This is a genomic window from Paracidovorax wautersii, assembly GCF_031453675.1.
Lineage (GTDB): Bacteria > Pseudomonadota > Gammaproteobacteria > Burkholderiales > Burkholderiaceae_C > Paracidovorax.
Genome location: NZ_JAVIZX010000001.1, coordinates 3317590 through 3341010, shown reverse-complemented (window position 1 = coordinate 3341010; position 23421 = coordinate 3317590). Strand labels below are relative to the sequence as shown.

The 23421-nt window shown below is 70.1% G+C and carries 22 protein-coding genes and 1 pseudogene; 7 read left to right on the top strand and 16 right to left on the bottom strand.

Features of this window, described 5'->3' with window-relative positions; all coding sequences use genetic code 11:
- The first annotated feature begins 81 nt into the window (after window positions 1-81).
- Window positions 82-1264: pseudogene (locus QE399_RS15130) on the top strand (pyridoxal phosphate-dependent aminotransferase).
- 69 nt (window positions 1265-1333) lie between these two features.
- Here the strand turns inward: QE399_RS15130 and QE399_RS15125 are convergent.
- From QE399_RS15125 to QE399_RS15065, 13 genes are all read right to left on the bottom strand, one after another.
- On the bottom strand, window positions 1334-1891 hold the full coding sequence (locus QE399_RS15125) for an NADPH-dependent FMN reductase (RefSeq protein ID WP_309829856.1): 558 nt from the start codon (window positions 1889-1891) through the stop codon (window positions 1334-1336).
- A 250-nt stretch (window positions 1892-2141) separates the two neighbouring features.
- Entirely contained in the window at window positions 2142-2849 is a 708-nt protein-coding gene (locus QE399_RS15120; protein WP_309829854.1) for an LrgB family protein, read from the bottom strand.
- Between the two features lie 11 nt (window positions 2850-2860).
- Window positions 2861-3217 carry a CidA/LrgA family protein gene (locus QE399_RS15115; RefSeq protein ID WP_309829852.1) on the bottom strand — a complete coding sequence of 119 codons (357 nt, stop codon included), beginning with the start codon at window positions 3215-3217 and terminating at the stop codon, window positions 2861-2863.
- 226 nt (window positions 3218-3443) lie between these two features.
- Window positions 3444-5477: a family 2A encapsulin nanocompartment cargo protein cysteine desulfurase gene (locus tag QE399_RS15110; RefSeq protein ID WP_309829850.1), complete on the bottom strand. Its 2034-nt coding sequence runs from the start codon at window positions 5475-5477 to the stop codon at window positions 3444-3446.
- Between the two features lie 16 nt (window positions 5478-5493).
- Window positions 5494-6426 carry a family 2A encapsulin nanocompartment shell protein gene (locus tag QE399_RS15105; RefSeq protein WP_309829849.1) on the bottom strand — a complete coding sequence of 311 codons (933 nt, stop codon included), beginning with the start codon at window positions 6424-6426 and terminating at the stop codon, window positions 5494-5496.
- Window positions 6427-6501: 75 nt separating this feature from the next.
- Entirely contained in the window at window positions 6502-6771 is a 270-nt protein-coding gene (locus QE399_RS15100) for a helix-turn-helix domain-containing protein (RefSeq protein ID WP_309829847.1), read from the bottom strand.
- 29 nt (window positions 6772-6800) lie between these two features.
- On the bottom strand, window positions 6801-7727 hold the full coding sequence (gene epsC, locus QE399_RS15095) for a serine O-acetyltransferase EpsC (RefSeq protein ID WP_309829845.1): 927 nt from the start codon (window positions 7725-7727) through the stop codon (window positions 6801-6803).
- 168 nt (window positions 7728-7895) lie between these two features.
- Window positions 7896-8375: a rhodanese-like domain-containing protein gene (locus QE399_RS15090; RefSeq protein WP_309829843.1), complete on the bottom strand. Its 480-nt coding sequence runs from the start codon at window positions 8373-8375 to the stop codon at window positions 7896-7898.
- A 302-nt stretch (window positions 8376-8677) separates the two neighbouring features.
- Window positions 8678-9475, bottom strand: a complete 798-nt coding sequence (locus QE399_RS15085) for a MetQ/NlpA family ABC transporter substrate-binding protein (protein WP_309829841.1) — start codon at window positions 9473-9475, stop codon at window positions 8678-8680.
- Window positions 9476-9568: 93 nt separating this feature from the next.
- Complete coding sequence (locus QE399_RS15080) at window positions 9569-11152, bottom strand: methyl-accepting chemotaxis protein (protein WP_309829839.1); 1584 nt, start codon at window positions 11150-11152, stop codon at window positions 9569-9571.
- Between the two features lie 139 nt (window positions 11153-11291).
- Complete coding sequence (locus QE399_RS15075) at window positions 11292-11957, bottom strand: methionine ABC transporter permease (RefSeq protein ID WP_309829838.1); 666 nt, start codon at window positions 11955-11957, stop codon at window positions 11292-11294.
- Window positions 11958-11961: 4 nt separating this feature from the next.
- Window positions 11962-13008, bottom strand: coding sequence for a methionine ABC transporter ATP-binding protein (locus QE399_RS15070; protein WP_309829836.1), 1047 nt, complete (start codon window positions 13006-13008; stop codon window positions 11962-11964).
- Window positions 13009-13353: 345 nt separating this feature from the next.
- Entirely contained in the window at window positions 13354-15405 is a 2052-nt protein-coding gene (locus tag QE399_RS15065; protein ID WP_309829834.1) for a hybrid sensor histidine kinase/response regulator, read from the bottom strand.
- Window positions 15406-15748: 343 nt separating this feature from the next.
- Here QE399_RS15065 and QE399_RS15060 point away from each other — a divergent pair, with 343 nt between their 5' ends.
- The gene (locus tag QE399_RS15060; RefSeq protein WP_309829832.1) at window positions 15749-16111 is read left to right on the top strand and encodes a hypothetical protein; all 363 of its coding nucleotides are present in this window, start codon (window positions 15749-15751) and stop codon (window positions 16109-16111) included.
- Window positions 16112-16159: 48 nt separating this feature from the next.
- Window positions 16160-16414: a helix-turn-helix domain-containing protein gene (locus QE399_RS15055; protein ID WP_309829830.1), complete on the top strand. Its 255-nt coding sequence runs from the start codon at window positions 16160-16162 to the stop codon at window positions 16412-16414.
- A gap of 135 nt (window positions 16415-16549) precedes the next feature.
- Here QE399_RS15055 and QE399_RS15050 read toward each other — a convergent pair whose 3' ends face one another.
- The gene (locus tag QE399_RS15050; protein WP_309829828.1) at window positions 16550-17782 is read right to left on the bottom strand and encodes an MFS transporter; all 1233 of its coding nucleotides are present in this window, start codon (window positions 17780-17782) and stop codon (window positions 16550-16552) included.
- Window positions 17783-17883: 101 nt separating this feature from the next.
- Here QE399_RS15050 and QE399_RS15045 point away from each other — a divergent pair, with 101 nt between their 5' ends.
- On the top strand, window positions 17884-18870 hold the full coding sequence (locus tag QE399_RS15045) for a LysR family transcriptional regulator (RefSeq protein WP_309829826.1): 987 nt from the start codon (window positions 17884-17886) through the stop codon (window positions 18868-18870).
- Window positions 18871-18995: 125 nt separating this feature from the next.
- On the opposite strand, the gene QE399_RS15040 is transcribed toward QE399_RS15045, so the two are convergent.
- Window positions 18996-19202, bottom strand: coding sequence for a hypothetical protein (locus QE399_RS15040; RefSeq protein WP_309829824.1), 207 nt, complete (start codon window positions 19200-19202; stop codon window positions 18996-18998).
- A 176-nt stretch (window positions 19203-19378) separates the two neighbouring features.
- Between QE399_RS15040 and QE399_RS15035 the strand changes: the two genes are divergently transcribed.
- The 3 genes from QE399_RS15035 (at window position 19379) to QE399_RS15025 (ending at window position 22409) form a co-directional block, all read left to right on the top strand.
- The gene (locus QE399_RS15035; RefSeq protein WP_309829823.1) at window positions 19379-20107 is read left to right on the top strand and encodes a cysteine dioxygenase family protein; all 729 of its coding nucleotides are present in this window, start codon (window positions 19379-19381) and stop codon (window positions 20105-20107) included.
- A gap of 168 nt (window positions 20108-20275) precedes the next feature.
- Window positions 20276-21883, top strand: coding sequence for a rhodanese homology domain-containing protein (locus QE399_RS15030; protein WP_309829821.1), 1608 nt, complete (start codon window positions 20276-20278; stop codon window positions 21881-21883).
- Window positions 21884-22007: 124 nt separating this feature from the next.
- Complete coding sequence (locus QE399_RS15025) at window positions 22008-22409, top strand: DUF1090 family protein (RefSeq protein ID WP_309829819.1); 402 nt, start codon at window positions 22008-22010, stop codon at window positions 22407-22409.
- Between the two features lie 72 nt (window positions 22410-22481).
- Here the strand turns inward: QE399_RS15025 and QE399_RS15020 are convergent, their stop codons facing one another.
- Window positions 22482-23408 carry a DUF2894 domain-containing protein gene (locus QE399_RS15020; RefSeq protein ID WP_309829818.1) on the bottom strand — a complete coding sequence of 309 codons (927 nt, stop codon included), beginning with the start codon at window positions 23406-23408 and terminating at the stop codon, window positions 22482-22484.
- Window positions 23409-23421 lie beyond the last annotated feature (13 nt).

Below are 23421 nucleotides of genomic sequence, written 5' to 3'. Positions count from 1 at the left end.
GTTCGGTGAGGCCCGCCAGCCACGCAGGATGCGACCCCGTGCCTTGACTCGCCAGAGCCCGCCTTTCCTCTTCACCGCGCCATGACTTCCGCTACCGCCTCCCTGCCGCCCGCCCGCACGCCCGCGTTCCCCAGCAAGCTGCCCCAGGTGGGCACGACCATCTTCACCGTCATGTCGCAGCTGGCGGCCGAACACGGCGCGGTCAACCTGGGCCAGGGCTTTCCGGACTTCCAATGCGACCCGGCCCTGGTGGACGCCGTGACCCAGGCCATGCAGGCGGGCCACAACCAGTACCCGCCCATGGCCGGCGTGCCCGCCCTGCGCCAGGCCGTGGCCGGCAAGATCGAGGCGCTGCACGGCCGCGCGTACGACGCCAACACCGAGATCACCATCACCGCTGGCGCGACCCAGGCCATCCTGACAGCCATCCTCGCCACGGTGCAGCCGGGCGACGAGGTGGTGGTGCTGGAGCCTTGCTACGACAGCTACGTGCCCAACATCGAACTGGCGGGCGGCACCGTAGTGCGCGTCCCCGCTCACGCCGGGCACGTTCCGTCCGGACTTCGGCAAGATCGCAGCGGCCCTCACGCCCCGCACGCGGCTGCTGATCATCAACACGCCGCACAACCCCAGCGCCACCGTCTGGACGGCCGAGGACATGCGCGCGCTGGAAGAACTGCTCGCCCCGACCGATGTACTGCTGGTCAGCGACGAGGTGTATGAGCACATGGTGTTCGATGGCGCCGAGCACCAGAGCGCTGCGCGCTTTCCGGGCCTGGCCGCCCGCGCCTTCATCGTGTCCAGCTTCGGCAAGACCTTCCATGTCACGGGCTGGAAGGTGGGCACCGTGGCCGCGCCCGCGGCGCTGACCGCGGAATTCCGCAAGGTGCACCAGTTCAACGTGTTCACCGTGAACACGCCGGTACAGCACGGGCTGGCCCAGTACCTGGCCAACCCGCGGCCCTACCTCGATCTGCCCGCCTTCTACCAGGCCAAGCGCGACCTGTTCCGCCAGGGCCTCGAAGGCTCGCGCCTGAAGCTGCTGCCCAGCACGGGCAGCTACTTCCAGTGCGTCGACATCTCGGCGGTGAGCGACCTGAACGAGGCCGATTTCTGCCAATGGCTCACGCGCGAGATCGGCGTAGCGGCCATTCCCCTGTCGGCCTTCTATGGCGACGGCTTCGACCAGCGGGTGGTGCGTTTTTGCTTCGCCAAGCAGGACGCCACGCTGCGCGCGGCGCTGGAGCGTCTGCGCCGGCTCTGAGCGGCGGGCCGGAGAGTGCTCCGCCGGTGGGCGCGCAAGGCCGTCGGCCTCGCGCCCCGCGGTCGGGCCTCAGACCTTGGCGTGCTGCTTGATCCAGGCGACGTATTTGTCCATCCAGGTCTGCAAAAACTGGCGGCTCGCCTCGCCGATGTTGCCTTGGTCGTCGAACAGGCTGTCCTTGGCCTGGATGAACGCTTCGGGTTGGCCGAGGGTGGGCACGTCCAAATAAGCCAGGATGGTGCGCAGGTGCTGCTGCGCCACGGCCGTGCCGATGGTGCCGATGGACACGCCCAGCACCCCTGCCGGCTTGTTGCCCCACACGCTCTGGCCATACGGACGCGAGCCGTGGTCCAGCGCGTTCTTCAGCACGCCGGGCACGGAGCGGTTGTATTCCGGCGTGACGAACAGCAGGCCTTGCGATGCGGAGACTTCGGACTTCAGGCGCATCACGGAAGCGGCCTGGTGGCTGTCGTCGTCCTGGTTGTACAGGGGCAGGTCGTCGATGCGCACCTGCACGAACGTGAAGTCGGCCGGCGCAAGGCGTGCCAGTGCGGTGGCGAGCTTGCGGTTGAGCGAGTCCTGGCGCAGGCTGCCGACCACGACAGCGATCTGGTACTGGTTGTTCATGCGATTCCTTTCGTGAAAGAACGGGTCTCGAAGCCGCACGGAAGGCGGCGCTTGGGCAATCTTCGATGATAGTGAGTGCCGCCCGGGCCGCCATCGCCGCGCCTGGGAAGGGCGCGCACCCTTCACTATCAAATATATAGCTTGCAGCGCTTATTCCATAAGCGCTTGGGGCACTTTTCGCTTGAATCCTTGCCGCCATGGATCCTCCCCCTGGCAGCCCGATCGCGCGCTTGTCCTACGCCCCGCACCGCTAACGGAACAGCATCAGCGCCAGCGGCATCAGCACCGCCGTCAGGATGCCGTTGAGGCCCATGGCCAGCGCCGCAAAGCCCCCCGAGGCGGGGTGCACCTGCAGCTCGCGCGCCATGCCGATGGCGTGGGCCGTGAGGCCGATGGCGAAACCGCGGGCGGCCGGATCCCGCACGCGCAGCCAGCGCAGCAGCGGGTGCGAAACGACCGTCCCGACCACACCGGTGATCACCACCGCCACCGCCGCCAGCGCGGGCAGGCCGCCCAGGCGTTCGGCCATGGGCATGGCGATCGGCATGGTGGCGGACTTCGGAGCGACCGACACCAGCGTCTCCCAACTGCCGCCCAGCGCCCAGGCCACACCCAGCGACACCAGCAGGGCCACACTGCAGCCCACGAACAGAGCGACCAGCAGCGGCCGCCAGATGCGGCGCAGCCGCTCCCGCTGTCCATACAGCGGCACGGCCAGCGCCACGGTAGCCGGCCCCACCAGGAACGACAGCGGCAAGGCCGCATCGGCATAGATGCGGTAGGGCGTGCGCGTGAGCCACAGCAGGGCCATGACGCCAAGGGCCGTGGTCGCCACCGGCACAAAGCACGGGTTGCCCCGGGTGCGCCCGTACAGCCACAGCGCGCCGGCGTAGAGGACCACCGTCACGGTGATCCACACCAGCGCGGAGCCCATGAAGGCCGGGGTAGCCCAAGGCATGGAAGAAACCATCACACGCCCTCCTCGGGCGGCTGGCGCTTGAGCAGCCACTCCAGCACCACGGCGGTGACGGCCAATGTGATGACGGCGCCCACCACGCAGGCCACCACGAAGGGCAGCCACTCGCGCCGCACGCGCTCCACGTTGTCGATCAGGCCCACGACCGACGGCACCAGCAGCAGCATCATGTTGCGCAGCAGCGCGTTGGACGTGTCGGCCAGGCTTTGCGGCGTCTCGCCCCGCCACATCAGATAAGCCACAAGAAACACCAGGCCCAGCAGCGCGCCGGGCACAGGCAAGCCCAGGGCGCGAACCAGCAGTTCGCCCAGGAGTTGAAAGCCCAGCAGGGCCGCCAATGCAGGAATCATGAACGGACGAGGAAGAACGGACAGTCGGACAGGGCAGCAGCGGCCCCAAACACCAGCTGCCCCGCCGGACGTGCACCGACGGGCGGGGTACGGAGACAGAAGGCGTGCATCGTACCTGCAGACGTCGCTCCGCATGGCGCCCCGGCCCAGAGGCCAGCCAACGGCAGAGGCCGGCGCGGGTCGCAGGCCCTGTGCCGGCCTCTGGGCCTGGCGGTACTTGCTGCGCCTACCCGGTGCGGCGCTGGCCGGCCAAGCGGCGCACCACGTCGACCAGCCGGTCGATCTCGTCGAAGGTGTTGTAGAACGCCAGCGACGGCCGCACCGTGGTCTCCACGCCGAAGCGGCGCAGGATGGGCTGCGCGCAATGGTGGCCCGTGCGCACGGCGATGCCCTCTTCGTTCAAGGCCTTGCCCACCTCTTCCGTTGAGTAGCCTGCCAGCACGAACGACATCACGCTGGCCTTGTCCGCTGCGGTGCCGATCAGCCGCACACCGGGAATGGTGCGCAGCTGCTGCATGCCGTACACCAGCAGCTCGTGCTCGTAGCGCGCGATGTTCTCGATGCCCACGCGGTTCACGTAGTCGATCGCCGCACCCAGGCCCACCGCATCGGCGATGTTGCCCGTACCGGCCTCGAACTTGTTCGGGATCGGCTGGAACACCGTCTTCTCGAAGGTGACGTCGGCAATCATGTTGCCGCCGCCCTGCCAAGGCGGCATGTCTTCGAGCACCTCGCGCTTGCCCCAGACCACGCCGATACCCGTGGGCCCGAAGACCTTGTGGCCCGAAAACACGAAGAAGTCCGTCCCCAGGTCCTGCACGTCCACCCGCATGTGCGACACCGACTGCGCGCCGTCCACCAGCGCCTTGGCGCCCGCCCGCTGGGCCAGCGCCACGATCTGCTTCACCGGCACCACGGTGCCGAGCGCATTGGAGACCTGCGTGACGGCGACGATCTTCGTGCGGTCGTTCAGCAGCTGCTGGTACTCATCGAGCAGCACCTGGCCCGAATCGTCCACCGGAATCACGCGCAGCTTCGCCCCCTTGGCGGCCGCCAGCTGCTGCCAGGGCACGATGTTGGCGTGGTGTTCCAGGTGGCTGACGATGATCTCGTCGCCCTCGCCCACATGCTGGGCGCCCCAGCTCTTGGCCACCAGGTTGATGGCTTCGGTGGTGCCGCGCACGAAGATCACCTCGTTCACGTCCGGCGCGTTGATGAAGGTCTTCACGCGCTGGCGGGCACCCTCGTACGCATCGGTGGCGCGTGCGGCCAGCGCATGCGCGGCGCGGTGGATGTTCGAGTTCTCGTGCGCGTAGAAGTAGCTGATGCGGTCGATCACCGCTTTCGGCTTGTGCGTGGTGGCCGCGTTGTCGAACCACACCAGCTGCCGGCCGTTCACGCGCTCCGAAAGCACGGGAAAGTCGCGGCGGATGGCCTGCACGTCGAACGGCGGGTGCCGGCCCTGCCCCGCCAGCGGCGGCGTGTCACGCGCCCCTGGCATGGCCGGCGTGACGTAGCCGCTGGGCAGCACCACCGAGTCGACGAAGTAGTACGTCGGTTCCGCCGATGGCGCGCCCCGCACGGCCGGCGCAGCCTGCTGCGTGCCTTGCGGCACCGCAGGTACCTGCGGCTGTGCGAACGGCAGGCCCGCCAGGGCGTCCAGTGGATCGCCCGACCGCACCGGTGCGGCCGCCGCAGGTGCCTGGCGCTCGCCGACGAAGTAGTACGGCGATGCCGCCGCCGCGGCAGGCTGCACCGCCGCGGGCGCGGCGCCCGCGGGCCCCGGCACGCCCTGCACGGCGCTGCCGATGCGGGGCTCGTAGGCGGGCAGCGCGCTCAGCACCGTGTCCGGAACGCCATTGCCCGCATGCGCGTGCGGCAGCAAGGCCGGCGCACGGTTGCCGAGCGACAGCATCTGCGTGGGCGATGCAGGCAGGAGGTTGGCGCCCGGGATCTGCCCCTGCGGAATCGGCGTGCCCGGCACGCCGGGCCCGAAGCCGGCGGGGCTGGCCAGCGGCGAGCCCGGCGGCGCGATGTTGCCGGGCGCCTGCACGCCAGGGGCCACGCCGCTGCCCAGCGCGGGCACGGACGGCGCAGCCGCCGCTGCGGACGGGAACCCGCCGGCCGTATACGCCGCCGTGGGGCCCGCGCTGTCACCGGGCAGGGCCTGGAACAGGGCATTGGCCATGCGCGCGAGCACGGCGGGATCGATGGGTGCCCCGGGCGCGCTGGCGCCCGGTGAAAAGGAAGCGAGGGTCATGGCCGCTCCTTGCGCTTCACTTGTAGGTGTCCGGGTAGTCGTGGTACTTATTGACCTCGACATCGTCCAGCACGGCCAGCGCATCGTGGGTCAGCACGGCCAGCGAGCAGTACTGCGAGATCAGGTAGGAGGCGATGGCGTGGTTGTTGATGCCCATGAAGCGCACCGACAGCCCCGGCCCCTGCTCGCCCGGCAGACCCGGTTGGAACAGGCCGACGACGCCCTGGCGCTTGTCGCCCACGCGCAGCAGCAGGATCTTGCTCTTGCCGTCGGCCACCGGCACCTTGTCGGACGGGATCAGCGGGATGCCGCGCCAGGTGATGAACTGCGAGCCGAACAGGCTCACCGTGGGCGGCGGCGTGCCGCGGCGCGTGGCTTCGCGGCCGAACGCGGCGATGGCCAGCGGGTGGGTCAGGAAGAAGGCCGGCTCCTTCCACACCTTGGTCAGCAGTTCATCCAGATCGTCGGGCGTGGGCGCGCCGGTGAGCGGGAAGATGCGCTGCTCGTCCGTGACCTGGGCCAGCAGTCCGTAGTCCGGGTTGTTGATGAGCTCGCTCTCCTGGTTCTCCTTGATCGTCTCGATCGTCAGGCGCAGCTGTTCCTTGATCTGGTCGTGCGGGCTGCTGTACAGGTCGGAGACGCGGGTGTGCACGTCCAGCACCGTGGAGACCGCGTTGAGGAAGTACTCGCGCGGGTGCTCCTCATAGTCGACGTAGGTGCGCGGCAGCTGGTTCTCTTCTTCCTTGGCGGTACAGGTGACCTTAATCGCCTCGGGATTCTTCACCTTGTTGAGGCGGTAGATGCCCGCCTCCACCGGCACCCACTGCAGCAGGTGCGTGAGCCAGCGCGGGCTGATGGTGTCCAGCTGGGGCGCGGTCTTGGTGGCGTTGGCTAGTTGCCGTGCGGCGTTGTCACCCAATGCGGTCGTGCCGCCTACGGTTGCAGACATGGAAAACTCCCTGTGTGAATTGAAGAAAAAGCAAGCGGGAAAGCCCGTGCAGTTTCAAAGCTTCAACCAGGGTCTTCAACAGGCTATAGCCGTCAATTGCAGGCCGCGCACCAGGTTGGCCTGCCCGATGGCCTCGCCGCGGGTCACCAGCGCCGACGGCCGCACGCCCAGCGCGCCGGCGAGCTTCTCCACGGTCAGCAGCGAGGCGATGGCCGCACCGCGCTCGATCTCGCCCACATAGGAGCGATTGAGGTCGGAGTGCTCGGCCAGCCGTTCCTGCGACCAGCCCTGGGCCTCACGCGACTGGCGCACGGCGACCCCGAAATTGCGAATGAGTGTGGACATGGCGTTCTCCCCCTTGGATGTCGCCTGCCTCACTGCGCGGCGCCGGACGCCGGAGCGCCCGCTTCGCGCGAGACGGCCTGCGTCACATGCCCTCCCGCAGGCACGTCGTGCGTCAGCCAGACGTTGCCCCCGATCACGGCACCGCGGCCCAGGGTGACGCGGCCCAGGATCGTGGCGCCCGCATAGATGACCACATCGTCCTCCACCACCGGGTGGCGCGGCAGGCCCTTCTGCAGATGGCCTTCGGCATCGGTAGGGAAGCGCTTGGCGCCCAGCGTGACGGCCTGGTACAGCCGCACCCGCTCGCCGATCACGGCCGTCTCGCCGATCACCACGCCCGTGCCGTGGTCGATGAAGAAGCCCGCGCCGATCTGTGCCCCCGGGTGGATGTCGATGCCCGTCTGGCCGTGGGCCAGTTCGGCCACGATGCGGGCCAGCAGCGGCAGCCCCAGGCCGTAGAGCCGGTGCGCGATGCGGTGGTGGATCATGGCCAGCACACCGGGGTAGCACAGCAGCACTTCGTCCACGCTGCGCGCGGCCGGGTCGCCCTGGTAGGCGGCCAGCACGTCGCTGTCGAGCAGCCGGCGGATCTCCGGCAGCGAATGCGCAAAGGCCTGGGCGGCCTCCTGCGTCTGCCGGTCGATGGCCTGCGCGTCGGCTACGCCCTGGTGCCGCGCGCTGTAGTGCAGCTCCAGCCGGATCTGGCCGAGCAGCGTGTGCAGCGCCAGGTCCAGCGTATGGCCGACGTACAGATCCTCGCTCTCCTGGCGCAGGTCATGCGGCCCCAGCCGCATCGGAAAGAGCGCGCCCTTGAGCTGCTCCACCACCTGCGCCAGCGCATCGCGCGACGGGAACTCGCGCCCGCCCGGCTCCTGCGAGCGTTTCTGCGATTCACGCCACTCGCGGCGCACGGCGTGCAGCGACTGCACCAGCTGATCGATCTCAAAGACGGCCATGGACCACTCCCTTGTACCTTCTGCTTCTCTATTGTTCATTGGCCGGCATACCGGCGGTGTCAGCCTGTCACCCGTCGCGCCCGTCCGCGGCAGCCGCCCCGCCCATGCCCTGAGCCGCCCGTACGGGATGCGGGCGAGACGCCGAGGGCCGTGGCCTCCGTGGGCATGTCAGTCCTGGACCCAAGGCAGGCCGTGGAACCGCCAGCCGTTAGCATGGCCGCGCTGGCCCAGCCCATCCAGGTCACCCTCGAAGCCTTCGAAGACGTTGAAGACGTTCTCCAGCCCCGCCTTGGCCGCGGCCTCTGCCGCCAGCGCGGACCGCTTGCCGCTGCGGCACAGGAGCAGCACCGGGGCGTCGCGGCCGGCGGCCTTGGCGATGGCGGCCTCCAGCTCGCGCACGAAGCGCGGGTTGCGGTTGAGCGACGTGCCGGTGGCCCACGCCACGTGCAGGCTCTGCGGCACGTGGCCGACAAACTTGCGCTCCTCGCCAGAGCGCACATCGACCAGCAGCGCGCTCCCCTCCGATACCAGCGCCCAGGCCTGCACGGGCGCCACACCGCCGGCGTACGGCAGACCCGTTTCCTGGGCCTGCTCGCGCGCGCGCTGCAGGGCTTCGGGAAGCTCGATTTCTTGCAAGACAGTTGACATGGAATAGGTCCTTGGAACGGTGGCTCTGCCCATCCGGCTTGCAGGCTTCAGCCACCCATGCGGCCACTGTAGAACCCGGTCACTGCGGCTGCAACGAATGAATTTCTTGTTTCTTGCAACCAAATCATCTATAGAGCCGCGGAGGCATATTGCTATCAATAAAATAGCTGAATGCGATTTATTCATAAGCGCTACCGGGCTTTTCATCTGCAATCCGCAGGCATGCAGGCCCGTAAAAAAGGGGTGCAGCCCCTTCAGGCTGCACCCCTTGGCGCAAGGCGTCGAGAGCCCGGCGGCTCGTCTTACCAACCGGCCAGCACCGAACCCTTGAACTCGGTCTGGATGAAGGTGCGGATCTCTTCCGACTGGTAGGCCTTGACCAGCTTGGGCACCCAGGGCTTGTCCTTGTCGGCTTCACGCACGGCCAGGATGTTGACGTACGGGCTCTTGGCGCTTTCCTGGGCGATGGCGTCCTTGGCCGGGTTCAGGCCGGCCGACAGCGCGAAGTTGGTGTTGATGGCGGCGGCGTCCAGATCGTCCAGCGAGCGGGCGAGCTGGGCGGCGTCCAGCTCGACGAACTTCAGCTTCTTGGGGTTGCTGGTCACGTCCAGGGGCGTGGCCTTCAGGCCGGCGCCGTCCTTGAGCTTGATGAGGCCCTTGTCCTGCAGCACCAGCAGCACGCGGCCGCCGTTGGTCGGGTCGTTCGGAATGCCGAAGCGGGCGCCTTCCTTGAGGTCTTCCAGTTTCTTGACCTTCTTGGAATACAGGCCGATGGGGAAGTTGACCGTGTAGGCCACCTGCACGATCTTGTAGCCGCGGTCCTTCACCTGTGCATCCAGGTAGGGCTTGTGCTGGTAGCTGTTGGCATCCAGGTCGCCGGAAGACAGCGCGGCATTGGGCTGCACGTAGTCGCTGAACTCGACGATCTGGATCTTCAGGCCGTCCTTCTCGGCCACCTTCTTCACCTGCTCCATGATCTGGGCGTGCGGGCCGGCCGTCACGCCGATCTTCAGGGGCTTGTCCTGCGCCAGGGCGCCTTGCGCCAGCAGGGAGGCTGCGGAAACGGCCAGCACGGACCGGAGGAGAAAACGCTTGTTCACAAAAAAACCTTTGATGGGATAACGCGGCGATGGTAAGCGCGCCGGGTTTGCCGCGTCAAAGAACGGATAGGCATGTTCTCAGCTTCGAAAGGCTTATGCCGCCAGCGCCGGCCGCGCGTCCAGCTTGAACACGCTCACCACCTGCGCCAGGTGCGCCGCCTGCTGCTGCAGCGCCTGCGCCGCTGCCGCGCTCTGCTCCACCATCGCCGCGTTCTGCTGCGTGGACTCGTCGAGTTGCGTCACCGCCTGGCCGACGGTGGCGATGCCCCGGGTCTGCTGCGTGGTAGAGGCATGGATCTCGGCAATGAGCTGGGTCACGCGCTCCACCTGCTGCACGATGTCGGCCATGGTCGAGCCCGCCTGCGCCACCTGGCGGGCGCCCTCGCCCACCCGGGCCACGCTCTGGTCGATGAGCGACTTGATCTCCTTGGCCGCCTGCGCGCTGCGCTGGGCCAGGCTGCGCACCTCGCTGGCCACCACGGCGAAGCCCTTGCCCTGCTCGCCGGCGCGGGCCGCTTCCACGGCCGCGTTCAGCGCCAGGATGTTGGTCTGGAACGCGATGCCATCGATCACGCCGATGATGTCGGCGATCTGGCTGGAGCTGGAGGTGATCGCATCCATGGTGGCCACCACCTCGCCCACCACGGTGCCGCCCTTGCCGGCCGCAGCGCTGGCCGATCGCGCCAGTTCGGCCGCCTGGCGCGCCGACTCGGCGTTGCCGTTGACCGAATCGGTCATGCGTTCCATCGAGGCCGTCGTGTGCTGCAGGTGCTGGGCCTGCTCCTCCGTGCGCTGCAGCAGGCCCGTGTTGCCCTGGGCGATCTCCACCGAGCCGCTGCTCACCGAGCGCGATGCGGCCCCCACCTGGGCCACCAGCGCGGCCAGGTTCTGCTGCATGCCCCCCAGGGAGGCCAGCACGCTGCCCGGGCTGGCACTGGCAGCCCCGGCCACCGGGCTCAGATCGCCGGAAGCCACGCGCCCGGCCGTCTGCGCCAGCTCCAGGGGCTCGGCCCCCAGTTGCCCCCGCAGGCTGCGCGAGACGGCCCAAGCCACGGCGGCGCTGGCGGCCAACGCCAGCACCAGTGCCGTCAACATCACGGCCAGAAAGCCGCCGGCCTCGCGCAGCGCGACGCTGTTGGCCGACTGGATGCGCGCCTCCTCGAAATCGATCAGCCGGTTGATGGCGGCCAGCCACTGCACGTACTGGGGCTTGGCCTCGCTCCACAGCCGGTTGCGCGCCTCGGCATCGCCCGCGCCGGCCAGCGCCACGATGCGCTGCGCGGTGGCCACCGCTGCGGCTTCGCGCTCGCGGATGTCGGCGTACAGGCGGCCCAGTTCCGCCTCCGTGCCGGGCAGGGCCAGAATCTTCTCCAGCGGGCCTGCGGATTGGGCGTAGAACGCGGCCAGCGAGGCGATCACAGCCACCTCGCGGTCACGCTCCTGCGGCGTGGCGGCCAGCACCACATCGCGCACGGCGATGGACCGGTCGTGGGCCGAGCCACGGAAGTTGATGGCATAGCGCTGGATGGGCACATGCTCGGCGCTGTTGGCCTCCAGCGCCTGCTTGATGACCAGCACCTTGTAGAGCGCAATGGCCGTGACCACCACGAGCAAGCCCAGCACCAGGCCAAAAGCGGCGGCGAGCCGGCCCGCTACCGTCATACGAGAAAAGCCCATGGGAGACGCGTCCTGTGTCAGTGAATGTGACAGGATCGTACGCGGCCCATGGGCTCGGATCTCCCATTTCTTTCTATCGCGCGGATTGGGCCTTCCTTCGCGTCCGAGGCCCGCGGGCGCCGCGCGTCGCCCGCCCTGTTCAGCGGTGGCTCAATCGCCGCACGGCCCAGTCGCCCAGGCTCTGCACCGCCTGCACGAAGAGGATCAGCACGATGACCACGGCCAGCATGATGTCCGGCAGGAAGCGCTGGTAGCCGTAGCGGATACCCAGGTCGCCCAGGCCGCCGCCGCCGATGGCACCGGCCATGGCGGAGTAGCCCGTCAGGCTGACGAAGGTGATGGTCAGGCCGGCGACGATGCCGGGCAGCGCCTCGGGCAGCAGCACCTTCCAGACGATCTGGCCGGTGGTGGCGCCCATGGCCTGGGCGGCTTCGATCAGACCGTTGTCCACCTCGCGCAGCGAGGCCTCCACCAGGCGCGCCACGAAGGGCGCGGCGGCAATGGTCAGCGGCACCACGGCCGCGGCCGTGCCGATGGACGAGCCGGTGATGAAGCGCGTGAGCGGGATGATGGCCACCAGCAGGATGATGAAAGGCGTGGAGCGCACGGCGTTCACGATCCAGCCCACGATCTTGTTCGCCGGGCCGTTCTCCAGCACGCCGCCGCGGTCGGTCAGGCGCAGGAACACGCCCAGCGGAATGCCGATGAGCGCGCCCACCAGGCCGGAGATGCCCACCATGATGAGCGTCTCCCACAGCGAGGTGGCGAACAGCTCCAGCATCATTTCAGAAAAGTTCTCGAACATCGCCTCAGCCTCCCACCTTCACTTCATCCACCACCACGCCTTCGGCGCGCAGCTGCGCCACGGCGGTCGCCAGGCGCGGACCCTCGCCGCTGGCGTACACGGCCAGCGAGCCGAAGGTCTGGCGCTGGATCTCGTCGATCTGGCCGTGCAGGATGGACAGGTCCAGCCCGTGCTCGCGGATCAGGCGCGACAGGATGGGCTGGTAGGCGCGCTCACCCGAGTACGACAGGCGCAGCAGCTCGCCCGTCTCGCCGGCCGGCAGCAGCGCGGCCAGGTGGCGCACGTGGTCCAGCACGCTGGCGGGCAGTTCCTGCGGCACGATCTCGTCGATCAGGCTCTTGGTGATGGCCTGCTGCGGGCGTGTGAACACGTCCAGCACGGGGCCCTGCTCCACGATGCGGCCGGCGTCGATGACGGCCACGCGGTCGGCCACCTGCTTGATGACCTGCATCTGGTGGGTGATGAGCACCACCGTCAGGCCCAGCTCCTCGTTCACCTGGCGCAGCAGCGCGAGGATGGAGCGGGTGGTTTCCGGGTCCAGCGCCGAGGTGGCCTCGTCGGAGAGCAGCACCTTGGGCCGGCTCGCCAGCGCGCGGGCGATGCCCACGCGCTGCTTCTGCCCGCCGCTGATCTGCGCCGGGTAGCGGTTGGCCAGGGCCGACAGGCCCACCAGCTCGAGCAGCGGGTTCACGCGCTCGCGGATGGCGGCCTTGTCCATGCCCGCAAGCTCCAGCGGCAGCGCGGCATTGTCGAACACCGTGCGCGACGACAGCAGGTTGAAGTGCTGGAACACCATGCCGATGTCGCGGCGGGCCTCGCGCAGTTGCGCGTCGCTCAGCTGCGTCAGGTCGCGCCCGGCCACGTTCACCTGGCCCGTGGTGGGCCGGTTCAGCAGGTTGATGACGCGCACCAGCGAGCTCTTGCCGGCGCCGCTGCGGCCGATGATGCCGAACACTTCGCCCGGCGTGATGTGCAGGTCGATGCCCCGCAGCGCTTCCACCGGCCCGTGGGCGGCTTGGTAGGTAAGGGAGATGCCCCGTAAGTCGATCATGAAGACGTCAGGCGCCGCCCGGGCCCGCCGCAGCGCCTGCTCGCCGCGGCCGCGCGCCGGCGCCGGTGCGGGCGCACGCGGCCGGCCAGCCGCCATGCGGCACAGCCCGGAACGAGGGGGGAGCAGTCTTTCGCGGCACGGACCAGCAGCGGCGCGTATGGAAAAACCGAAGGCGTAAATGTACGCGCCCCGGCATATCACCAGCAACTATCGAAAAATTGGGTAATAAGAGCGGGCGGTTATGAGAAGAACCTGCCCACCGGGCTTTGCTATGCAAAATATAGCTGCAAGCGCTTATCAATAAAGCGCTACAGGCCGATTTGGCTCAAAAATTCAGCAGATGCCTCAGGCGTCGCCACTGCCCATGATGGCGTGTACCTTGGCCACCAGGGCCTGCGCATCGAACGGCTTGACCAGCAGCTCCATGCCCGGCGCCAGGAAGCCGGGGTTCATGGCGGCCTGCTCGGCGTAGCCGGTCATCAGGATCACGCGGATGGCCGGCAACTGCTCGCGGGCGAAGTCCGCCACCTGGCGGCCGTTGGGGCCGGGCAGCCCCACGTCGGAGACCAGCAGATCGAACTGCAGCGCCCCCGACAGCAGCGCCATGGCCTCCGTCCCGGTGGACGCCTGCATGACCTGGAAGCCCATGTCCTTGAGCAGTTCCACCGCCAGCGTGCGCACCGTGGGGTCGTCCTCCACCAGCAGGACGGAGTCGCGCCGCTTGGCGCCCGGCGTCTCGGACAGCGGCTCGGGCTCGGGCGCATCCGGTGCCGCGACCGAGCGGCGGAAGTACAGCTGCACCGCGGTGCCCTGCCCCTCCTGGCTCTCGATCACCGCCGTGCCGCCGGTCTGGCGCATGTAGCCGTAGATCATCGACAGCCCCAGGCCCGTGCCCTGCCCGATGGGCTTGGTGGTGAAGAAGGGGTCGAAGGCACGCTGGGCCACCGCCTGTGGCATGCCGGTGCCGGTATCGGCCACGCTCAGGCGCACGTACTCCCCCGGCTCCAGGCCGTGGACGGACAAGGGCCCGTCCACCACCAGATTGCAGGCCTGGATCAGCAGGCGCCCGCCGCCGGGCATGGCGTCACGGGCGTTGACGGCCAGGTTGAGGATGGCGTTGTCGAACTGGTGCGCGTCGGTGAAGATGTTCCACAGCCCCGGCGGCAGCTGCAGCTCCAGCACGATGTTCTCGCCGCAGGTGCTGCGCAGGAGCGACTCCAGCCCGTCGAAGGCCGACTGCACGTCGAGCGCGCGGGAGTCGAGCGGCTGGCGCCGCGAAAACGCCAACAGCCGCTGCGTGAGCGCGGCAGCGCGGCGCGACGAGGCCAGTCCCGCCTCCACATACCGGCCCACTTCGTCGTAGCGCTGCTGGGCCACGCGCTGGCGGATGAGCTGCAGCGGCAGCACGATGCCCTGCAGCATGTTGTTCAGGTCGTGGGCGATGCCGCCGGTCAGCTGGCCCAGGGCCTCCATCTTCTGGCTGTGGCGCAGCTGCTCCTCGGCTTCGCGCAGCGCGTCGGCCTGAACGCGCTCCTCGGTCACGTCGCGGCCGACGGCCTGGATAAATCCCTCGTCCGGCACGGCCGTCCAGGTGATCCAGCGGACCGCGCCGTCGCGCCGGCGGTAGCGCAGCGTGCCGTAGCGCCGCACGGCGCCCTGCTCCAGCGCCCGCAGCTCGTCGGACATGGCCGGCACGTCCTCGGGGTGCACGAAGCCCAGCACGTTGCGCCCGAGGGTTTCGCCCTCGCTCCAGCCGAGCACGGCAGTCCAGGCGGGGTTGACGGCGGCGATGCTGCCGTCGAAGCGGGCCACCATGAGCAGCGCGTCGGACCGCATCCACAGCCGGTTGCGGTCGGCGGTGCGGTCGGCCACCTGCTGCTCCAGCGAGGCGGTGGCGTCGCGCGCCCGATCCTCGGCCAGGATCTTTCCGGTGGTCTCGATCACGGTGTCCAGCATGCCGACGACGGCACCCTGTTCGTCGCGCACCGGGCTGTAGCAGAAGGTGAAGTACGCCCGCTCCGGTCGGCCGTAGCGGTTGATGTCGAGCGGGAAGTCTTCGATGAAGGTCGCTTCGCCGGCGAAGGCCTTGTCCACGATCGGACCGAGCGTGGGCCACGCCTCGCTCCAGATCTCTTCGAAGGACCGCCCCAGCGCATCGGGCTTGTGGCCCAGGATGGGGGCGAACGCGTCGTTGTAGAGCGTGTGCCTGCCGGGCCCCCACACCAGGCAGGCGCCGATGTGCGTGGACAGCATCGACTCGACCGACAGCCGCAGCGCCACGGGCCACTGCGCCAGCGGCCCCAGCGGGTGGCGGGCCCAATCGAACCGGCGGATACGCTCGCTCATCGGGCCCGGGGCCCGGGGGAACAGCGGCGATGGAGGCGTCGGCTCGGACATGGACGGGATCGGAGGGTCGATGGACAGGATCGGCCTGGCGGGGATGGAAGCCGGGCGCGGGCGCCTGGGGCTGGCAGAAGAAAGACGGCCGCACCGCCTTTCAGCGGGCAAGTCTACCGGCGATTGGCAGGCCGGGTCCGCTGCCGGGGCCGCCGCAGGGACTTGCGTAGCGCGGCAACGGGAGAGCGAGACCCGGCGGCCCGCCCCAGGCGCTGTCATCAGCCGGCACGGCACCCGGCCGCGGCCCGCGATGGAAACTGTTACCACCCGCCCGTCAGCGCCCGCGTGCCGGCAGCCGTTACGGCAGCAGGCGGCCCGTGCCGCCGCCCATCGAACGGACACCATGAGACACCCTCACCGCAGCCGCCGGCTCGCCCACTGGACGGCGGCCTCCCTCGTCGCACTGGCCGGCCTGTCGCTGTCCACCGCCGCATCGGCCCGGGTCGACCTGTCGATCGGCCTCGGCTTCCCCCTGGTCTATCCGAGCGCACCGGTCTACGTGGCGCCGCCGCCGGTCTATGTGCCGCCCCCCCGCCCGGTGTACTACGGGCCGCACCCCGGCTACGTGGTCGTGCCGCCGCCGGCCTTGGCCTACCCGGCGCCGGGCTACATCGCGCCCCCGCCGGCGTACTACCCACCCCCGCCGCCGCCCGGCCACTGGCGGCGCTGGGGCCCGCCGCCCGGCTACTACTACGACCCGCGCTGAACGCCGCCGCACGCTCGGGCAGCGGGCGGGCCCGGGCACAATGCCGCCATGGCACAAGGCAAACGCATTTCCGTGGACATCGCCGACGACGCGCTCGCGGCCATCAAGGCGCTGGGCGCCGCCGCCCGCCAGGCCCGCACGGCCGCTGGCGAAGGCCAGGCCGCAGCGGCTGTCCGGCTGGGCGTGCACGTGCAGACCATCGGCCGCATCGAAGCCGGTGAACCCGGCGTGGCCGTCGGCCATGTGCTGGGGCTGCTGGCGCTGTACGGCGTGGCGGTGCACTGCACGGCGCCACAGGGGTGATGGCCCCACCCCGACACCGATCGCCCCGCTGCGCGTGCCACCCTCCGCACTCTTCGCCCAGCAAAAAGCGGCCCCGTGGGCCGCTCCTGGATGCATAGCTGCTTGCGCTTATCCAGCAAGGGCTAGAGGCATATTTCACCCACTAACTGAGCGGCCGGCCAAGCGCACCGCCAGCGCGCCCAGCGATGCGACGGTGGCCAGCGCAGCCACGCCGAACCAGCCCCACTGTGCCAGCGCCAGACTGCCCAGGGCGGCACCGGCCGACATGCCCACGAACATGCCCGTGAAGAGCAGCGCGTTCAGGCGGCTGCGGGCGGCGGGCTCCAGCCCGTAGACGATGGTCTGGTGCGCCACCAGCGTGGCCTGCACGCCGAAGTCGAAGCCCACGGCACTGGCCACGATCAGGGCCAATTGCGCCGAATCGGGCAGCGCCGGGGCCAGCCCCAGGGCGGCGAACGAGGCCGCGGCCAGCGCTGCGCCGTAGCGCGTCACCACCTCGGGGCCGCGGCGGTCGGCCAGCCGGCCGGCCAGCGGCGCCGCCAGCGCGCCGGCGGCGCCCGCCAGTCCGAAGGCCCCTGCAGCGGCCGTGCCCAGGTGGAACTGGCTGTGCAGCATCACCGCCAGCGTGGACCAGAAGGCGCTGAAGCCCACGGCCAGCAGACCCTGCGCCCAGGTGGCGCGGCGCAGCGCGGGATACTGGCGCCACAACGCGACCATGGAGCCGATGAGCGCGCGGTAGCTCAGCCGGGTGGTGGGCACGAAGCGCGGCAGCCCGCGCCAGGCGGCCACCGTCAGCAGCGCGATCGCCACCGAGGCCGCCACATACACCGCCCGCCAGCCCCATTGCTGGGCAACGAAGCCGCTGACCACCCGCGACAGCAGAATGCCCAGCAGCAGGCCGGTCATCACCGTGCCCACGATGCGCCCGCGCTGCGCGGCCGGCGCCAGCGTGGCGGCGGCGGGCACCACGTCCTGTGCCACCGTGGCGGCCAGGCCCACGGCCAGGCTGGCGACCAGCAGTGCGCCGATGCCCGGGGCCAACCCGCTCATCAGCAGCGCCAGCAGAAGGGCGACGGACTTGGCCACGATGATGCGGCGCCGGTCGAAGCGGTCGCCCAAAGGGGCCAGCAGCAGGATGCCGAGCGCATAGCCCAGCTGCGTGAGCGTGGGCACCAGGCCGACGACGCGGCTGTCGGCCTGCAGATAGGGGCCCAGCACGCCCAGCATCGGCTGGCTGTAGTACAGCGACGCCACGCTCAGGCCGGCCGTGGTGGCCAGCAGAAGCAGCAGCGGTGCGCTCACCCCGCCCTCGGCCTGGCCCGGCGCCGGGGCCGCGGCGCTTGCATGCACGTTTTGAATGGAAGACATCGAAAATCACCTGGTCAGCAGAAGAAGAATGCCTGCAGTGTCTTCGGCAGCGGGCGGCGTGGGTAGTGGGCTGCTCTGCAGATTTACTATACGCTCAACGTATGACCACACCGATTTTGCCCGTCGGGGCCGACCGGATCGAGCTGCTGCAGACCTTCATCCGCATCGTCGAGGCGGGCAACCTGTCGGCCGCGGCGCAGCAGATGGGCACGAGCCAGCCCACGGTCAGCCGCCGGCTGCAGGCGCTGGAACGCACCCTGGGCATCAAGCTGCTCCAGCGCAGCACCCATGTCATGAAGCTCACGGAAGACGGCGAGCGCTGCTTCGCCCACGCCAAGGCGCTGCTGGATGGCTGGCACACGCTGGAGGACGACCTGCGCGGCACGGCTCACGCGCCGCGCGGCACGCTGCGGGTGGTGGCGCCGCACGCCTTCGGACAGGACCAGCTCATCGCGCCGCTCATGGACTACCTGCGCCGCTACCCCGACGTGGATGTGGAATGGATGCTGCACGACCGCCGGCCCGATTTCATCGCCGAGGGGATCGACTGCGCCATCCAGGTCGGCGCGGTGGACGATCCGTCGGTGGTCGCCATCCGCCTGGCCGAGGTACCCCGCATCGTGCTGGCCGCACCCGCGCTGATGGAGGGCCGCGCGCTGCCCGTCCACGCGCAGGATCTGCAGCCGCTGCCCTGGCTGGCGCTCAGCACCTTCTACCAGCGCGAGGTGACGCTCACCCCCCAAGACGGCGACGGCAGCAGCGCGTGCACCTTTCCCATCAGCCCGCGCCTGGCCACCGACAGCCTGTACGCGCTGCGCAGCGCGGCGCTGGCGGGCCTGGGCGCCTGCATCGCCTCGGCCTGGATCGTGGACGCGGACCTGCGCCGCGGAGACCTGCTGCACCTGGTGCCCACCTGGCAGGCCGCGCCGCTGCCGGTGTACCTGGTCTACCCGCCCGCGCGCTTCTATCCGGCGCGGCTGCGCGTGTTCCTGGAGGCCATGCGGGGCGCCATGCCCCATCTGGCCGGCATGCGGGCCGCGGCGGGCGCAGGGGAGCGTCGGCTGGCAGACGGGGCCGGCGGGCGCTGAATCAAGGATAAAAACAGGCTGCAGCGCCCGCCCATGCAGCGCATACAGCTATGAATAACAGAGCGCAGTCAGCCAGCCGGGCCAGTGAGAAGCGGCTTTGCAGCGCCAGCAGCCTTCCAGCCGCTTCAGGGCACCGTGGACAGGAAGGTCACGGGCTTTTCGTCGCGCCGGTGGATGGCGACGCCGAGGGCCACGAAGGAGTCGATCTCGCCAGGGTCCAGCCGGTCGGAAGCGGCTGCAACCAGCATGGCGTAGACGGCGACCAGATCCCGCATCGCAGGGGTGGGCGCCGACGGCTCCGTCATGCGCCTGAGCACTTCTTGTGAGGTCATGCGGTGAGTGTGGACGCGGGGTGCCGCTGCGGCAATGGGGCAAAACGCCCCAGGTTGGTGCATGCGCTGACACCCTGGCGACGGCCCCTCGCGCCTCTCAACCGCCTGAACCCGCACAATGGTCCGGGCCGCGGCGCGCACCCGCGCAGGCACAACGAAGAAAAGCGGGGATCGATATGCCAACACCTTCTCACACGGCCGGCGCCTCTGCGGATGCAATGCAGGGCGTGACCCGTGATCCCCTTCCCGCAGCGCCCCCCGCGGCCCAGTCGCCGGGCGCAAGCGCACTGCCCCCTGCCACGCCGGCCCCGGCACGCGATCCGGCCCGGCTGCGCCACTTTGTGCAGCAGTTCGCGCAACTGATCGAAGGCCGGCCGACCGAGGCCGAGGTACGCGCCCGGGGCGGAGCCCTGCTGGGCGACCTGGTCGCGCACGACGACTGGCTGTCCGACGCCTATGCCCAGCCCCACCCCGATTACTACCAGCAGCATCTGCTGCATGCGGATGCGCTGGGCCGTTTCTCGGTGGTGAGCTTCGTCTGGGGACCGGGCCAGGCCACGCCCATCCACGACCACACGGTGTGGGGGCTGATCGGCATGCTGCGAGGCGCCGAGGTGGCCCAGAACTACGCCCAGGCGGGCGATGGCCGGTGGCTGCCCGACGGTGCCGCCGTGCGGCTCGCGCCCGGGCAGGTCGAGGCCGTCTCGCCCACCATAGGCGACGTGCACCGGGTGAGCAACGCATTCACCGACCGCACCTCGATCAGCATCCACGTCTATGGCGCCGACATCGGCGCCGTGCACCGCAGCGTGTACCGCGAGGACGGCACCCGCAAACCCTTCGTCTCCGGCTACAGCAACGCCGTCCTGCCCAATATCTGGAGGCGGGACGCCGCGCCGTGCTGAGGCGCGAGGCGCCTTCTGGCCGCCCCTGGAGAAAGGCCGCGCCCGCCGGCAAGCAGCACCTTCGGATGCGCCGAGGCAAACCCTGCACGCGCACTCGCGCTTTCCGGCCGAGCAGTCCGCCACGCCCACCGCTTTAAACCCCTGACACCCCACGCTAGTCACGCACCCATGCCCCACGACACCGCCCCCCTGCCCCTCACTAGCACCGCACAGGTCCGCCAGGCCCTGATCGACCGCCGCGAGATCGCCCTGCTCGACGTGCGAGAAGAGTCGCCCTTTGCCACCGGCCACCCGCTCTTCGCGGCCAACCTGCCCGCCGGGCGCGTAGAGATTGAGGCCTGGGCACGCATCCCGCGCCGCGACACACCCGTGGTCGTCTACGACGATGGCGAAGGCCTGGCCGAACCCGCGGCACGCACCCTGCAGGCCCTGGGCTACACCCAGGTGTCGCTGCTGGCAGGCGGTCTGCAGGGCTGGAAGGATGCCGGAGGCGAGGTGTTCATCGACGTGAATGTGCCCAGCAAGTCGTTCGGCGAACTGGTCGAGGCCGAGCGGCACACGCCATCGCTCACCGCCGAACAGGTGCAGGCGCTGCTGGACGACCAGGCCGACGTGGTGGTGCTGGACGCGCGCCGCTTCGACGAATACCAGACCATGAGCATTCCCGGCGGCGTGAGCGTGCCGGGGGCCGAGCTGGTGTTGCGCGCGCAGACGCTGGCCCCCAGCCCGGCCACGCAGATCATCGTCAACTGCGCGGGCCGCACGCGCAGCATCATCGGCACGCAGTCGCTGGTGAACGCCGGCCTGCCCAACCCCGTGGCCGCGCTGCGCAACGGCACCATCGGCTGGCTGCTGGCCGGCCAGCGGCTGGACCATGGCGCCAGCCGCCGCTTCGGCCCCGTGCCCGAAGAACGCCGCACCGCCGGAGCCGCCCAGGCACGCACCGTGGCGGACCGCGCCGGCGTGCAGCGCGCCACGCCGGCCGACCTGCACCGTTTCGCGAAAGAAACCACACGCACGACCTACCGCTTCGACGTGCGCACGCCCGAGGAATACGCGGCCGGCCACCTCCCCGGCTTCGCCAGCGCCCCGGGCGGCCAGCTGGTGCAGGAGACCGACCACGCGGCGCCCGTGCGCGGCGCCCGCATCGTGCTGGCGGACGACGATGGCGTGCGCGCCAACATGAGCGCATCGTGGCTGGCACAGATGGGCTGGGACGTGTGGGTGCTGGACGGCACGGACGCCGCAGCCTTCACCGAGACGGGCCAGCCCCCCACCCCGGCGCCCGAGCCGCAAGGCCCCATCACCTGGGTGGAGCCGAGCACTCTGCACGCCTGGCTGCAGGAGGCGCCGGAGGGCGACACCGTGGTGCTGGACCTCACCCGCAGCGTGGCCTATGTGCAGCGCCACATCCCTGGCGCCTACTGGTCGCTGCGCTCGCAACTGGCACAGGCCGTGGCCGCGTTGCCGCCCGCGCGGCGCTATGTGCTGACCTGTGGCACCAGCTTTCTGGCCCGCTACGCGGCGGCGGAACTGGCCCGCCTCACCGGCCGCGAAGTGGCCGTGCTGCAGGGCGGCACCCAGGCATGGATCGCCGCCGGCCTGCCCGTGGACGCGGGCGAAGCGCGACTCGCCTCGCCCCGCATCGACCGCTACCGCCGCCCGTACGAAGGCACCAGCGCCCCACGCGAGGCGATGCAGGCCTATCTGGACTGGGAATACGGACTGGTGGCGCAGCTGGCGCGCGATGGCACGCACGGCTTCCGCGTGATCTGAGCCGGTCTGGCCGGCCTGCCCGCGCGGGAACGCGCCGTCGTCCGACGGCCCTGCTGCCGGTCCCATGGGAAGCTCGCCCGGTCGCATTCGATGCACTGAACGAACGAACCCGAGGGAAACCGCCATGAAGCACACCGCCACGCCCCTGATCACCCGTCTGCTGATCGCCACCGCCGCCACCCTGGCCTTTGCCGGCACCGCCGCAGCCCAGCCCGCCGACCCGGACGACTGCCAGCAAAAGCGTGCCGGCGTGACCGCCGAAGTCGAGCAGGCCCGCGCCGCCGGGCAGGACGACAAGGTGCGCACGCTGGAGCGCACCTTGGCCGAATTCGAAGTGAGCTGCACCGAGCCCGGCGAAAAGGTCAAGCGCGAGCGCCGCATCAGCCAGGCCGAAAAGGACGTAACCCGTCGCCGCCTCGCACTCGAAGATGCCCAGCGCGACGGCAAGGCCGACACCATCGCCAAGCGCCAGGCGGAACTCAAGAAGGCCCAGGACGCCCTGGCGGCGGCCAAGAAGAGCAAGTAAGAACCCCTGCACGCATCACCGCGCCGCGTGCATCTGCGCCGTCGGCCCCGGCCCGCTGCGGCGCTGGCGGACTCAGCGCTTGGCGCCGGGTGTCTTGCGCCGAGACGCGATGGCGCGGGCGGACCGGCTGCTGCGTGCGGCCGATGGCGCCTGTGCCGCCTGGTGCACCTGCTCCAGCCACAGCAGCGCATCCACATGCGCCACGAAATGCTGCAGATAGTCCGGCGAGAGCTCCTGCATCTGCACCAGCGCACGGTGCAGCAGGTGCAGCGCATTCAGCGGGCCGGCCTGCGGCGGCACCTGCGCGAAGGTCTGGCGCAGCCGCTCTTGCGCCGACAGGCGCGACCAGGTGCCGCGAAAGCGCCGCACCGATGCCAGCTCCAGCGAAGCGGCCGGTGCGGCCGCACTGTGCAGCGCCACGGTCTCCAGGTCGATCTCCGGCAGCGCTGCCGGCTCGGCACGGGCCGGCGTGCCCTTGGCAGAAGCCCGGCCGCCACCCGCGCGTGAGCGCGCGCCTGGCGCTGCCGCCGAGTTTCCAGCCCGCTCGGCCGCAGAACTCTTGCCGCGCGGTACCGGGGCGGGTACCTGTCCGGCAATCTCCGCCACCAGCCAACCCAACGGGCCACGCTCGGCAGCCGCTGGCGCCGGCAGTGGAGCGACGCCGTCACCGGCGGGGGCCGTCAGCGGCGGAATGCCCCGGGCGCGCAGCAGCGCTTCGTAGCCGTCCACCAGTTCGGCCAGCCGCGCATCCAGCAGCGCGCGCGCCGGCCCGTGGTGGCGCAGCGCGCGACGCGCCATCGATTCGATCAGGGCGAACCGCACGGGGTCGGTCCGCTGCGCGCCCTGCACATGCCAGCCCGCCAGCGTAGTCTGCACGCGGGCCGGCACGCCGCCCTCCTCGGCCGCCGCGGTGGCGGGGTAACCGGACGGCTCGCCAATGCCCAGCGCCGGGTGCGCCGGGTGCGTCTCGTCCGTGTCGGGCGTTTCAGGGGCTTGCATGCGCCGCAGCTCG